Source organism: Methylobrevis albus (genome assembly GCF_015904235.1).
Classification (GTDB): Bacteria; Pseudomonadota; Alphaproteobacteria; order Rhizobiales; family Pleomorphomonadaceae; genus Methylobrevis_A; species Methylobrevis_A albus.
This window is the reverse complement of the sequence record NZ_JADZLT010000056.1, coordinates 215,059-228,292: the sequence shown is the minus strand read 5'-3', so window position 1 is coordinate 228,292 and position 13,234 is coordinate 215,059. Positions and strand designations below refer to the sequence as shown.

At 66.8% G+C, this 13,234-nt stretch carries 15 protein-coding genes; 9 read left to right on the top strand and 6 right to left on the bottom strand.

The features are described from left to right. Window positions 1–43: 43 nt before the first annotated feature. The 5 genes from I5731_RS18460 to I5731_RS18440 all read left to right on the top strand — a co-directional run bounded on the left by I5731_RS18460 (window position 44) and on the right by I5731_RS18440 (window position 2,557). Window positions 44–538, top strand: coding sequence for a hypothetical protein (locus I5731_RS18460; RefSeq protein ID WP_197312885.1), 495 nt, complete (start codon window positions 44–46; stop codon window positions 536–538). Continuing rightward, on the top strand, window positions 535–948 hold the full coding sequence (locus tag I5731_RS18455) for a hypothetical protein (protein WP_197312884.1): 414 nt from the start codon (window positions 535–537) through the stop codon (window positions 946–948). The genes I5731_RS18460 and I5731_RS18455 overlap by 4 nt, the downstream gene beginning before the upstream one ends. An 89-nt stretch (window positions 949–1,037) precedes the next feature. After that, the gene (locus I5731_RS18450) at window positions 1,038–1,379 is read left to right on the top strand and encodes a hypothetical protein (RefSeq protein ID WP_197312883.1); all 342 of its coding nucleotides are present in this window, start codon (window positions 1,038–1,040) and stop codon (window positions 1,377–1,379) included. A gap of 96 nt (window positions 1,380–1,475) precedes the next feature. Further along, window positions 1,476–2,201 carry an AzlC family ABC transporter permease gene (locus I5731_RS18445; RefSeq protein ID WP_197312882.1) on the top strand — a complete coding sequence of 242 codons (726 nt, stop codon included), beginning with the start codon at window positions 1,476–1,478 and terminating at the stop codon, window positions 2,199–2,201. Beyond that, entirely contained in the window at window positions 2,201–2,557 is a 357-nt protein-coding gene (locus tag I5731_RS18440) for an AzlD domain-containing protein (RefSeq protein WP_197312881.1), read from the top strand. The genes I5731_RS18445 and I5731_RS18440 overlap by 1 nt, the downstream gene beginning before the upstream one ends. Window positions 2,558–2,564: 7 nt before the next feature. Here I5731_RS18440 and I5731_RS18435 read toward each other — a convergent pair whose 3' ends face one another. Together I5731_RS18435 and I5731_RS18430 are read right to left on the bottom strand one after the other, a co-directional pair. Next, window positions 2,565–2,984, bottom strand: coding sequence for an HIT domain-containing protein (locus tag I5731_RS18435; RefSeq protein WP_197312880.1), 420 nt, complete (start codon window positions 2,982–2,984; stop codon window positions 2,565–2,567). 80 nt (window positions 2,985–3,064) lie between these two features. Then, window positions 3,065–3,319, bottom strand: a complete 255-nt coding sequence (locus I5731_RS18430) for a FitA-like ribbon-helix-helix domain-containing protein (protein WP_197312879.1) — start codon at window positions 3,317–3,319, stop codon at window positions 3,065–3,067. Between the two features lie 128 nt (window positions 3,320–3,447). On the opposite strand from I5731_RS18430, the gene I5731_RS18425 reads away from it, so the two are divergent. Further along, window positions 3,448–3,957: a hypothetical protein gene (locus I5731_RS18425; RefSeq protein WP_197312878.1), complete on the top strand. Its 510-nt coding sequence runs from the start codon at window positions 3,448–3,450 to the stop codon at window positions 3,955–3,957. Between the two features lie 35 nt (window positions 3,958–3,992). Here I5731_RS18425 and I5731_RS18420 read toward each other — a convergent pair whose 3' ends face one another. From I5731_RS18420 to I5731_RS18410, 3 genes are all read right to left on the bottom strand, one after another. Next, window positions 3,993–5,207 (bottom strand): GNAT family N-acetyltransferase, encoded by a 1,215-nt coding sequence (locus I5731_RS18420; protein ID WP_197312877.1) that lies wholly within the window; start codon window positions 5,205–5,207, stop codon window positions 3,993–3,995. A 115-nt stretch (window positions 5,208–5,322) separates the two neighbouring features. After that, window positions 5,323–6,078 (bottom strand): glycerophosphodiester phosphodiesterase family protein, encoded by a 756-nt coding sequence (locus I5731_RS18415; protein WP_197312876.1) that lies wholly within the window; start codon window positions 6,076–6,078, stop codon window positions 5,323–5,325. A 4-nt stretch (window positions 6,079–6,082) separates the two neighbouring features. Further along, on the bottom strand, window positions 6,083–6,547 hold the full coding sequence (locus tag I5731_RS18410; RefSeq protein WP_197312875.1) for a RidA family protein: 465 nt from the start codon (window positions 6,545–6,547) through the stop codon (window positions 6,083–6,085). Window positions 6,548–6,783: 236 nt separating this feature from the next. Between I5731_RS18410 and I5731_RS18405 the strand changes: the two genes are divergently transcribed. From I5731_RS18405 to I5731_RS18395, 3 genes are all read left to right on the top strand, one after another. Beyond that, the gene (locus I5731_RS18405) at window positions 6,784–7,593 is read left to right on the top strand and encodes a cell envelope integrity EipB family protein (RefSeq protein WP_197312874.1); all 810 of its coding nucleotides are present in this window, start codon (window positions 6,784–6,786) and stop codon (window positions 7,591–7,593) included. A gap of 206 nt (window positions 7,594–7,799) precedes the next feature. Further along, window positions 7,800–9,074 (top strand): phosphopyruvate hydratase, encoded by a 1,275-nt coding sequence (eno, locus tag I5731_RS18400; protein WP_197312873.1) that lies wholly within the window; start codon window positions 7,800–7,802, stop codon window positions 9,072–9,074. Window positions 9,075–9,410: 336 nt separating this feature from the next. Then, window positions 9,411–11,828 (top strand): PAS domain S-box protein, encoded by a 2,418-nt coding sequence (locus I5731_RS18395; protein WP_197312872.1) that lies wholly within the window; start codon window positions 9,411–9,413, stop codon window positions 11,826–11,828. A 20-nt stretch (window positions 11,829–11,848) separates the two neighbouring features. Here I5731_RS18395 and I5731_RS18390 read toward each other — a convergent pair whose 3' ends face one another. Further along, window positions 11,849–13,189, bottom strand: coding sequence for a hypothetical protein (locus I5731_RS18390; RefSeq protein ID WP_197312871.1), 1,341 nt, complete (start codon window positions 13,187–13,189; stop codon window positions 11,849–11,851). Between the last annotated feature and the right edge of the window lie 45 nt (window positions 13,190–13,234).

Genomic DNA, 13,234 nt, shown 5'->3' with positions numbered 1-13,234 from the left:
AGACGAGCGAGTGGCAATTGGACATCCGACTGAGGAGTTCGCCATGAGACGAGCGGTCGGGTATGCAGTCACCATTATTTTGATGGTGGTTTGGCTCGGCATTTATCAGATCTGGTCAAACGATCTTTTCCAGTCTTGGAAGTCAGGGTTCCGGTTTCTGATATACGACGCAGAAAATTACCTGATTGGCATTTTTGCCGCTATCGGTTCAATATTGTTTTTCAGATCAAGGTTTTTGCGCCAGGATATAATACTTATTATATTTTTCTCGACGATTGTGGTTGCTACATCTTACATTTGGAATTTTATCTGTTTTGAAATTAATTTGAATTATATTCGGGAATACAATGTTTCAATAAGCAGTGTGGTGATTTCAGTATTTTTCGCTCTGCTCCTTTCGGAGCTTGCATCTTTTTTCTTTATCGCGATTTTCAAATTTCGCGCGAAAGCATTGGCTTCTTTTGCAATGCTCGTAAGCTGGTCGATCGTCATCAGGATATTGTCGATTTTCGCCTTGGCACTTTCCCTCAAGACATGAAAGACCGGCATCGCAAGATTGCCGAACAAACGCCACCGGAACGAGCCATCGAAAGGTTGAGACGAATGGGGAACGATGGTTTCACACAACTGACAGCTTTGAGCGACGAACAGCTCATCGATCTGATCCTTGCCTTGTCGTGGGAGCTGACCATCGTCGGGCGGGAATCATATGCCCGGGAGCAGGTCGGTGACGACGCCTCGGACGACAGTTTCACGCTCGTCATCGGTGATGACGCCTTGATGATCAATGTGAACGAGGTCCAGCACAGGTTGGTTCAGCATGTGAAGTATCTCCGCAGAAAAGAGAGCTATCCCAAGGAAGATATCGTTCGGTATCTCATTTCGACTTTCGCTGAAACTGACAGGTCCTATCTTGTGGAAAAATGTTATCTAAATATAAAGAGTTGATCCTATCCATGATGCATCTTGCATCCTAAAGGGTACAGTGGCCGTCTCTAGACACCATCTCCCGGGTGTCCCCATTAAAGGTACTCATCGTGCTTTACCATCAAGTGCTGCCCATAGAGCGCGACGAAGCGGTCCGGGTTCTCGCGCATGAGCCCGTCGAACGCGCTTGTGAGGCCTTGTTGTCGGTCGCCTATTTCGAAGATGACTGGCGATGGGCGGAAGCGTTGTTCCTGGACCTGATTGCGGACGAGACCAGAGACAGGCAACTCCGCCGTGTCGCGGTCATCTGCCTTGGCCATCTCGGCAGGATTCATCGACGTATCAGTCGGGACACCGTAATTCCGGTGCTGAAACAGCTGAAAAAACACGAGTATTTCGGGGAATCTGCGGAGAACGCGCTGGACGACCTGAGGAGCTTCGTCAAGAGGTGAAGACCGGCACTCCGCCGCGTCGCCTCCGATCCCCGCATGCCTCCCATCCCCACGCCCCGGGTTTATCCCGACGCCGCTTTCGGGCATTGAGAGGGCATGCCAGTGCCCCCCGCCTCAGCCGGTCGATGGTTCCTGCGCGGCGCGCGCGGCGTCGTGTCGGTGCCGACGGCGATCCTGCTCGCCGCGATGGTCGGCTTTGCCGGTCTCGCCCGCGAATCCGGCATCTCGATGGAACTCGCCGCGGTGATGACGGCGCTGATCTGGGCGCTGCCAAGCCAGGTGGTGCTGGTCGGCGCGATCGCTGCGGGTGCGTCGATGGGCGCGACGATCCTCGCGATCACGCTGTGCTCGGTGCGCCTGTTGCCGATGGTCGTGGCGCTGCTGCCGACGCTGCGCGGCGAGAACACGCCGCGCTGGCAGCTCTATGGACTCTCCACCTTCGTCGCTGTCACCGCCTGGGTGGTGGCGATGGCCGAGTTGCCGAAGCTGCCGCGTGAGGCGCGGGTGCCGTGGTTCGCCGGCTTCGCGCTGGCGCTGGTCGTGCTCAACACGCTGATGACGATCATCGCCTACGCGCTGATCGGCGGCCTGCCCGACATGCTCGCCGCGGCGCTGTTCTTCCTGACGCCGCTCTATTTCACATGTTCGCTGTGGGGCGCGGCGCGGGCGAACCTCGAGCGCTTCGCCTTCGTCGCCGGCTTTGCCCTGCTGCCTGCGATGCACGCGCTCGACCCGACGCTCGATCTCGTCTTCGCCGGCATCATCGGCGGCACCGCCACCTGGGGCTTCGACCGGCTGCGCCGGCGGCGGGGAGGGCTCTGATGCCCGGCTATTCGCTGATCGACGCGCCGTGGTGGCACCTCGCCTTCGTCATCCTCGCCGGCGCGCTGCCGACGCACATCTGGCGCTGGCTGGGCGTTGCCTTCGGCACGCGGCTCGACGAGGACAGCGAGACGATGCGCTGGGTGCGCGCGGTGGCGACGGCGCTGGTCGCCGCCGTCGTCGCCCGGCTGGTGCTCTATCCGCAAGGCATGCTCGCCGAGGTGCCGGCGCTGCTGCGCCTCGTCGCGCTGCTCGGCGGCTTTGCCGCCTATCTCACCCTCGGTCGCAAGGTGATCGTCGGCGTCCTCGTCGGCGAGGCCCTGCTGCTCGCCGCGATGCTCTGGACGCTGCCCTAGCCGGCGTTCAGCCGAGCGCGGCTTTCAGCTTTGCCGCGTCCGCCGCGAGCTTGCCGTGGTCGGCCGCACCGCCGCCATGCGCACGCAACGCCGCGCCCTCGTAGCGCGGGATGACGTGGACGTGCAGGTGGAACACCGTTTGGCCGGCCGGCGCCTCGTTGAACTGGGTGATGACGATGCCGTCGGCGGCGAAAGCCGCCTTCGCCGCGATCGCGACCTTCTGGGCCACCGCGATGGTGCGGCCGAGCACGGCGGGATCGGCGTCGAGCAGGTTGCGCGACGGCGCTTTGGGCACCACCAGCGCATGACCCTCGCTCTGGGGCATGATGTCCATGAACACCAGCGTATCGGCGTCCTCGAACACCTTGTGACACGGGATCTCGCCGCGCAGGATCTTCGCGAAGATGTTCTGATCGTCGTAGGACATGCCGAGGGCCTCCGGTTGCTGGCCCCTGATTAAGCGGGGCGCGTGCGCGCGGCAAGGGCGGGGGCGGTCACGATGCTTGGTCAGCCCGGATCGATCGGCGCAGCGGCACGGGGATCACGCACCTGTTCGAGCGCCTCGATATCGGCGCTGTTGACACCGTGCTTCTGTCCGATTGCCGCCAGGGCGGTGCCGAGCCGCAACCGGCCCTCCGGGCGCACGGCCGCCTCCAGAATGGCGAGTATTTCCGCTTCCACGCTGCGATCGTTCTGCGCTGCGTGCAAATTCAGGGCGCGGTATGCTTCGTCGGAAAGATCGGGGATGGTGACGTCGGCCATTGTGGCTGTCTGCTTCCAACGTTGACGTTGCTGTAGGTTTAAGCCGTCAGATATTCGCCTTCAAGTCGCGGCGGAACTCCAGGCTCGATCCCTGTCACGTGTTTGCAGATGAAGCCGGACGTCGAGACATGTACAATCGCGGGATGAAAGAACCCTCCGTTGCATCTCCTCCGGCGTGGAGGATCGTCGCTGCCTTCCTGTTCGCTCCGCTGTTCGCAGCGTTGGCGATCGGCTGGATGCAACCGATGTTCTTCGGGATGCCGAGCATTACCGAGCGGGTCCTCAGGTCGACGTTTTTCTACGCCACATTTGGTGCCTACCCGCCGGCAATTGCGCTCGGCGTGCCGATCTTCCTGATCCTGAGAAAGAGAACCAGAACGTCTATCGGAAATTGCGCAGCTTTCGGCGCGATCATTGCGGTGACACCTTGGGTGTTATTGGATCTGATGCTAGAAAACGCGGGCAGCTCGTCGATGGGAGGACACGCTACCACCATCGATGGCGTTCGAACCATCTGGGGATGGCTGTATTTCCTGAGATTTCTTCTGGACGTTGCAGCTTTCGGTGCGCTGGGGGGCTTGGCCTTCTGGGTCATCGCCGCGGCCGGGATCGGTCGTTCGGCACGGGCGCCCGAGTAGGTTGCGACGGCCGCTCGGTCGGCGAGTGACCGTGCTTACCCGTCCCCGCGCCGGAACGGCGAGAGCTCCAGACAGGCCTCCGCGTCGGCGGCGACGGCGGCGCGCTCGCGCACCAGATAGTCGGCCACGGCCTCGCGGAAGCCCGGGTCGGCGATCCAGTGGGCGGAGTGCGTGGTGGCGGGGAGGTAGCCGCGGGCGAGCTTGTGCTCGCCCTGCGCGCCGGCCTCGACCCGGGCGAGGCCGTGCGCGATCGCGAAATCGATCGCCTGATGGTAGCAGACCTCGAAATGCAGGAACGGGTGTTCCTCGATGCAGCCCCAGTTGCGGCCGTAGAGCGTGTCGGAGCCGATGAAGTTCAGCGCCCCGGCGATGTAGCGACCCTCGCGTTTCGCCATCACCAGCAGGATTCGGTCGGCCATCAGCGCCGAAACTTCGGAGAAGAAGCGCCGGTTGAGGTAGGGCCGGCCCCATTTCCGGCTGCCGGTGTCGACGTAGAACGCGTGGAACGCGTCCCAGTGCGCCTCGGTGAGGTCCGCGCCGGTGACCCATTCGATCTCGATGCCGGCGGCGAGCGCCGCCTCGCGCTCCTTGCGCAGGGCCTTTCGCTTGCGCGAGGCGAGTTCGCCGAGGAAGTCGGCGTAGCTCCCGTAGCCGGCGTTGGTCCAGTGGAACTGCCGGTCGCTGCGGGCAACGAACCCGGCCTCGCCGAGCGCCTCGGCGTCGGCGGTCTCCAGAAAGGTCGCGTGCACGCTGGAGACGCGGTGGCGGCGCGCGAGTTCCACCACGCCGGCCGCGAGCGCCGCCCGCCGCGTCGCCGCCTCGGTCTCGCTGCCGGCGCCGACGAGCAGGCGCGGGCCGGTCGCGGGGGTGAACGGAACCGAGAGCTGCAGCTTCGGATAATAGCGCCCGCCGGCCCGCTCATAGGCGTCGGCCCAGCCGTGGTCGAAGACGTATTCGCCCTGGCTGTGGTTTTTCAGATAGAGCGGCGCGGCGGCGAGCAGCCCCGCCTCCGGATCTTCCAGCAAGAGATGCTGGCCGAGCCAGCCGGAGCGCCCGGTGGCGCAGCCGCTGATCTCCAGTGCGGTCAGAAAGTCGTGGCAGACGAAGGGGTTGTACGGCGACGTTGAACCGCGGTCTTCCAGCTTGCCACCCGCGGCGCGGTGCCAGCCGGGATTGGCGACCGCGTCGAAGCCGTCGCGGTCGACGGCGGCGAGCGAGGTCTCGACCTTGAGCACGATCTCTTGCGGCATCGGCATTTCCATCGCGCGGCCGACGCAGCGCCGGCGCGTCCAGCCCGATGAACATAGGCACTCATGCCGCAATGCAAGAGCGCAGGGCAGCCCTGCGCTGCATGGCGGACGGTGCTCAGGGGAGTTCGGGGTCGAAGCCTTCGAAGATGATCTGGTCGGCGTGCTTCGCCGCCCGGGCGCGGTCCTCGGGCGTGCGCACGGTCCAGGTCAGCAGCGGCATGCCCAGCGCCCGCAGCGCGTTCGGCGCGGCCGCGGGCAGGGCCTTGATCCAGTAGGCGACGAAGTCGGGCCGGGTCTTCGGCAGGTGAAGCAAGTTGCGCAGGTAGAAGCGGGTGGTCCAGGCAAAGCCCGCCCAGTCCTCCTCGTCGCGGCAGTCGTCGGCGACGATGCCGCGGGCGATGCCCGGCGCGAGGTCGCGGATGGCGGTGACGGCGCCGGGATCGAACGACATCATCGCCACCGGCCCCTGGTAGCGCGCCAGCACGTCGGCGGCGCGGGCGACCAGCGGCCACGGCTCGTTGCCGCCGTAGCTCTTCACCTCGCAGAAGATCGGCACCTTCTCGCCGACGACGTCCAGCACGTCGCCGAGCGTCGGGATCCGGTCGGCCGTCGCCCGGAACGGCACGGCCTTGAGCTCGGCCATGGTGCGCGTCGCGACGAGGCCGCTGCCTTCGGTCAGGCGGTCGAGCGTGGTGTCGTGGAAGACGAAGGCCTCGCCGTCGGCCGAGAGGTGGATGTCGATCTCGACGGCGAAGTTGCGCTCCACCGCGGCGGCGACCGCCGACAGCGTGTTCTCGATCCGGCCGGCGGAAGCGACGTGCAGGCCGCGGTGCGCGACGGGACGAGCCGTCAGCCAGTCGGGTCGGGCCATGGCGTCAGGCGAACTCGATGACGGCGTCGATCTCGACCGCGACGCCGAAGGGCAGGTTCGCCACCCCGAGCGCGCAGCGCGAGTGCGCCCCCTTCTCGCCGAGGATCTGGCCGAGCAGGTTCGAGGCGCCGTTGATCACCTGCGGATGATCGCCGAAGTCCGGCGCCGAATTGACGAAGCCGTTGATGCGCACGACGCGGGTGATGCGGTCGAGGCTGCCGAGGGCCGCCTTGGTCTGGGCGAGGATGTTCAGCGCGCAGATCCGCGCGGCGGCCTGGCCTTCCTCGATGCCGAGGTCGGTGCCGAGCTTGCCGGTGAACACCTCGCCGGTCGGTGACTTCGAGATCTGGCCGGAAACGAAGAGGAGGTTGCCGGTCACCACGAACGGCACGTAGTTGGCGGCCGGGGCGGGGGCGGCGGGCAGCGTCAGCCCCAGCTCCGCGAGGAGCGCTTCGACGGTTCCGGTCATCGACAATGTCCTGCTTCGAAAAAGGCGAGAAGTGGCGGAGGCCGCCGGGGTAGGACCGCGGATGGAACCGGGCGGCGGCAGTCGGCGCGTCAGTTTTGGCGGAAAGCCGCGGCGCCCGCAAGTGATGGTTTTTGCACTGCGGCGCCTTACGCCGCCGCGTCCAACTGCGTTATGGTCCGCGGGGGTCGATCGCCGCGCCGTCGCCTGATGCCGCAGCGTGAACGCAGGATAGTTGAATGACGAAAACCTCCCGGGCGCTGCTTTCCACCGTCTCGATCGGCCTGATCGCCGCGGCCGGAGCGGCGTCGGCCACCGAATTGCTGCCGCACCGCGCGATCTACGACCTCGCGCTCGCCGACGCCACCGAGCGCTCGAACATCGCGGGCCTCAGCGGCCGGATGGTGCTCGAGTTCACCGGCGCCGCCTGCGAGGGCTACACGACCAACTTCCGCTTCGTGCTCGAGTTCACCGACAACGACGAGCAGGAGGTCGTCACCGACCTGCGCACCTCGACCTACGAGGCGCCGGGCGGCGAATCGTTCCAGTTCCTGTCGCAGACCTACACCAACCAGGTGCTCAGCCAGGAGGTGAAGGGGTCGGCGACGCGGGGCGGCGACGGCGTCGTCGTCAAGCTCGAGCAGCCCGAAGGCAAGACGGTGGACCTCGGCGCCGGCACCATGTTCCCGACCGGCAACCTCGTCGACATCATCGCGACCGCGGAGAAGGGCGGCCGGGTGCTCGAGGCCGACATCTTCGACGGCTCCGACACCGGCCAGGAAGCCTATCGCACCACGGCGATGATCAGCGCGCCGGAAATGGACGCGCCGAGCGGCCCGGCCGCCGCCTTCGCCGGGCTGAAACGCTGGCCGGTCAACGTCGCCTACTTTGACATCGGCGCCACCGGCGACCAGGTGCCGGAGTACAGCATCGCCTTCGACCTCTACGAGAACGGGGTGTCCGACGACCTCACCCTCGACTACGGCGACTTCCAGATCGGCGGCCGGCTCGCGACGCTGGAGCCGCTGCCGGTCCCGAAGTGCGACTGAGAGCCTGGGGCTGCACACGGCCCGGGCCCCGGTGAGCGCGGCGGGTGGGCCGACGGGGGCGACGCGGGCGATGACCACCGTGTCGCGCCGTACCCGGCCTTTGCAGCGTCATACGCCTCGGCTATAGAAACCCCCGGTTCCCGGCGGCTCTGTCCCTTGCCGCCCCGGCCTGCTCATCCAGGCCCATCCAACGGAGTCCCTCCCGCATGACCGCCATCATCGACATCGTCGGCCGCGAAATCCTCGACAGCCGTGGCAATCCGACCGTCGAGGTCGACGTGATTCTCGAAGACGGTTCCTTCGGCCGCGCGGCCGTGCCGTCCGGCGCCTCCACCGGCGCCCACGAGGCCGTCGAACTGCGCGACGGTGGCGACCGCTACCTCGGCAAGGGCGTCATGGCCGCCGTCGATGCGGTCAACAACGAGATCTTCGAGGCGATCGGCGGGCTCGACGCGGAAGACCAGCTGAAGATCGACGAGGCGCTGATCGAGCTCGACGGCACCTCGAACAAGAGCCGCCTCGGCGCCAACGCCATCCTCGGCGTCTCGCTCGCCGTCGCCAAGGCCGCCGCCGAGTCCGCCGGCCTGCCGCTCTACCGCTACGTCGGCGGCCCGAACGCGCGCATCCTGCCGGTGCCGATGATGAACATCATCAACGGCGGCGCCCATGCCGACAACCCGATCGACTTCCAGGAATTCATGATCATGCCGGTCGGTGCCGAGAGCATCGCCGAGGCGGTCCGGATCGGCTCCGAGATCTTCCACACCCTGAAGAAGGGCCTGAAGACCGCCGGCCACAACACCAGCGTCGGCGACGAGGGCGGCTTTGCGCCGAACCTCGCCTCCGCCACCGAGGCGCTCGACTTCGTCGTCGCCTCGATCGAGAAGGCCGGCTACCGCCCGGGCGAGGACGTCTACCTCGCGCTCGACTGCGCCGCGACCGAGTTCTTCAAGAACGGCGCCTACGTCTACGAGGGCGAGGGCGTCACCCGCTCGATCGAGGAGCAGGTCGACTATCTCGCCTCGCTCGCCGCGAAGTACCCGATCATCTCGATCGAGGATGGCATGTCCGAGGACGACTGGGACGGCTGGAAGCTGCTCACCGACAAGATCGGCTCCAAGGTGCAGCTCGTCGGCGACGACCTCTTTGTCACCAACTCGAAGCGCCTGCGCCACGGCATCAAGCTCGGCACCGCCAACTCGATCCTCGTCAAGGTCAACCAGATCGGCACGCTGTCCGAGACGCTCGACGCGGTCGAGACGGCGCACAAGGCCGGCTACACCGCCGTCATGTCGCACCGTTCGGGCGAGACCGAGGACAGCACCATCGCCGACCTCGCCGTCGCCACCAACTGCGGTCAGATCAAGACCGGCTCGCTCGCCCGCTCGGACCGGGTGGCGAAGTACAACCAGCTGATCCGCATCGCCGAGGAACTCGGGCCGCAGGCGCGCTACGCCGGCCGCAGCATCCTCAAGGGCTGATCCGGACGCGGGACCGCCGCTCCCTCCGGGGGCGCGTCGGTCCGTGAAAACGCAAGGAAGGCCGGTTGCTGTTGCAGCCGGCCTTCTTTGCGTCGATCCCTCGGATTCCGCCCTGGCAGGGGCGCGATCCGGCCTTCGTGAGCAGCCGCAAAACGGCGGGGAGCATCGCGAAGCGCCGGCCCGGGACGGCACGAACGGCGAACAGCCGATGAACTTTTTTCATTGTTCGTTGATTGGTCCTATGATGGTCCCGCCCATGGCGGGATGCGTGAGAGCAGGTCGATCATGGTCAATACGGTTTCCCGGTCCATTGCCCGAGGCGGCGAACTCGGTGGATTGATCGCACGTCTCGACTGGACGACGACCCCGCTCGGCGCCTTCGGCAGCTGGTCGCCGGCGCTTCGTACCACCGTCGGTCTGATGCTCGGATCACGCGCCCAGATCGTGATGTTCTGGGGCCCGGACTACGTCGCGCTCTACAACGACGCCTATGCGCCGACGATCGGCAACAAGCACCCCCGCGCCCTCGGCCGCCCGGCGGCGGAGAACTGGTCCGAGCTCTGGGACGACCTCGAGCCGCTGTTGCGGCAGGTTCGCGAGACCGGCGAAACCTTCCATGCCAAGGACCGGCCGTTCTACATCGAACGGCACGGCTATCCCGAAACGGTCTATTTCGACATCTCCTATTCGGCCGTGTTCGACGAGACGGACGCCGTCGCCGGTGTGCTCTGTATCGTCAGCGAGACCACCGAGCGCGTGATCGGCGAACGCCTCGTCCGCGAGAGCGAGAAGCGCTTCCGCACCATGGCAAATCAGGCGCCGGTGATGATGTGGCTCACCAACGCGACCGGTTACTGCGAGTACTTGAACCGGCTCTGGTACGACTACACCGGCCAGACCGAGGCGGACGCGCTCGGTTTCGGCTGGCTCGAGGCGACCCATCCCGACGACAAGCAGATGGCGGCCGACATTTTCCTCGCCGCCAATGCCGCGCATCGCCCCTTCCGGATCGAGTACCGCATCCGCCGCGCAGACGGCGCCTACCGCTGGGCGATCGACGCCGGCGCCCCGCGCCACAGCGAGACCGGCGAGTTCCTCGGCTACATCGGCTCGGTCGTCGACATCGACGAGCGTCACGAGGCCGAGCGCCAGGCGCGTGAGAGCGAGGCACGCTTCCAGGCGATCGCCAACTCGATCGACCAGATGGTCTGGTCGACCCGTCCCGACGGCTTCCACGACTACTACAATGCGCGCTGGTACGAGTTCACCGGCGTGCCGCCGGGATCGACCGACGGCGAGGGCTGGAACGGCCTCTTCCACCCCGACGATCAGGAGCGGGCCTGGACGGTCTGGCGCCATAGCTTGCGCACGGGTGCGCCCTATCACATCGAATACCGGCTGCGGCACCACTCCGGCGTCTATCGCTGGGTGCTCGGCCGTGCCCAGGCGGTGCGTGATGCCGATGGGCGCATCACCCGCTGGTTCGGCAGCTGCACCGACATCCAGGACATCGTCGATGCGCGCGAGGTGCTCGCCCGCTCCCGAGAGGAACTGGAGCTCGAGATCGAGCGACGCACCGCGCGGCTGCTCGAGGCCGAGGGCGCCATGCGGCAGATGCAGAAGATGGACGCGGTCGGCCAGCTCACCGGCGGCATCGCGCACGACTTCAACAACATGCTCTCGGTGGTGATCAGCGGCCTGCAACTGCTGGACAAGCGCCTCGCCCGCGGCGAGACCGACGTGCAGCGCTACATCGACGGCGCGCTCGACGGGGCCCGTCGCGCCGCCGCCCTGACTCACCGGCTGCTCGCCTTTTCGCGCCAGCAACCGCTGGACCCGAAGGTCGTCGAGCCGGGCTCACTGGTCGCCGGCATGTCGGAGTTGCTCACCCGGGCGCTCGGCGAACGCATCGAGACCCGCATCGTCGCGGCCGCTCACCTCTGGCGGATCCATTCCGATCCCGGCCAGCTCGAGAATGCCGTGCTCAACCTCGCGGTCAACGCCCGCGATGCGATGCCGGACGGCGGCCGGCTGACGATCGACTGCAGCAACGTCTACGTCGACGAGGAGGAAGCCCGCTGTTACGACCTTCCGGCCGGCGAGTATGTCACGATCGCGGTGGCCGACACGGGCGAGGGAATGAGTGAAGAGGTGGTGGCGCGGGCGTTCGATCCGTTCTTCACCACGAAGGGCGTCGGCCGCGGCACCGGCCTCGGCCTCAGCCAGGTGTTCGGCTTCGTGCGCCAGTCGGGCGGTCACGTGAAGATCGAGTCGGCGGTCGACGAGGGCACCACGGTACGGATGTATCTGCCGCGCTACTACGGCGAGGAACCCGGCCAACGGCTGCCGCGCGCGATCGATGCAACGCTGCCGCACGGCTCGCCGGCCGAGATCATCCTCGTCGTCGAGGACGATCCGCGGGTCCGGGCCTATGCGGTCGAGGTACTGCGTGACCTCGGCTATACGGTGGTCGAGGCGGGCAGCGGCGCCGATGCGCTGCCCATCGCGATCGCCGAGAACATCGCCTTGCTCGTCACCGATGTCGTGATGCCGGTGATGACCGGCTACGAACTCGCCATGGCGGCCAGGGCCGCGAAGCCCGAGCTGCCGGTGCTGTTCGTCTCCGGCTATGCGCCGGACGACGCGCTCGCCGCCGGCATGGCCGGCTCCTCCGGCCTGCCGATGCTGACGAAGCCGTTCGCCATGGAGCACCTCGCCCGCAAGGTGCGGGCGGTGATCGACGGCGACGGCTGAGCCGTCGGCAGACCGCCCCTTCAGCGGACGATGACGACGGGCGGCGTTTCCAGCCCGTCTGCCACCGCCTCCCAGCGGCCCGCAAACGGGCCGTAGGCGGTCTTGATGTCGACGCCCACGGGCAGCTCCGGGCATTCGTTCTCGCCGTTCGAGCCCCAGTTCACCCAGCCGGACTGGCGCCGTTGCACGATCTGGAACGCGCCCGACGGCTGCGACGTCCACCACACCATCGCCCGGCCCGACGCCTCGTCGTACTCGACGGTCTTCGAGGCGGGGCCGGGGAAGATCGTCTCGTGCGGTGTCGCCGACACGTCCACCGGCGCGTCGGTCAGCATCCACGGCCGGTCGTTGCGGTCGGCCTTGACGTGGGCGGCGGCGCGGACGCGGGCGAGGCGGGCGCGGATCTCGTCGTCGGAAAGCACGCCCTCCCACTTGCAGAACAGGCGCCAGTAGAGGTCCCAGTGCGCCGCCTCGATGTCGGCGAGCTCGCGGCGGAACTCCTCGAACTTCGGGCTGTCGTCGGCGGAGTTCGCCACCGTCTCGGCCACCATGGCGACGAGTTCGCCGGCATAGGGATCGCCGGCGCGGTAGCGGGTGCCGCCATAGGCGGCGAAGCGGTCGAACACCAGCTTGCCCTGGCCGCCCTCGAACTCGTCGCCGACGGTGATCTTGTTGGTGACGGAGCGGCCGTTGATCACGGTCTGGAAGTCGTCGACGAGGTAGCGGCGCTGGAACCACGGCGTCCGGTGGAAGAACTGCCAGTCGATCGTGAAGCGCTTGCCCTTCAGCTCGTCGAGCAGGCCGTCCGGGATGACGCCGTGCATGCGGTAGTGGTGCAGCACCGGGCCGCGCTCGACGACCTCGATCTCGACGCGGGTGTGCTCCGGCGGGTTGATCAGGCCGTTCTCGGGGGTGAAGAACGGCCCGTAGAAGCCGCCGATGGCGTTGTTGCCCGAGGGAAGCAGCTCGAACCCGTCGGCCGTGGCGCGGAAGTGGCGGATGCCCCATTTCGACGAGCCGAGCCCCTCGGCCTTGCCCGCGCAGAGCTCGAGGTCGAAGGCGCCGGTGTCGAGCCGGGCGAAGCAGTCGCTCTCCTTGCCGGGCAGGGTGCGGATGCCCTCCGCGCCCTCGGCCGCGGCCCCGAGCGCGAGAGTGACGGTGCCCTCGAAGCTCACCGCCGCGACATAGGCGGTGCGCCCGCCGCCCGAACCTGCGGCAAGCCGCTGGCACAGCACGCGGTCGCCGCCGTCGGTCGTCGCCCAGCGCAAGGGGGCGGGATGCTCGCCGGCGACTGTGAAGCGCACCGGCTCGTGGACGCGGGCGCCCGGCAGCGGATCGGTGATGGTGACGGTTTCGGCCATGACGGAACTCCGAAGGAAAGAGGGACGGCGGGCACCGTGAGAGGG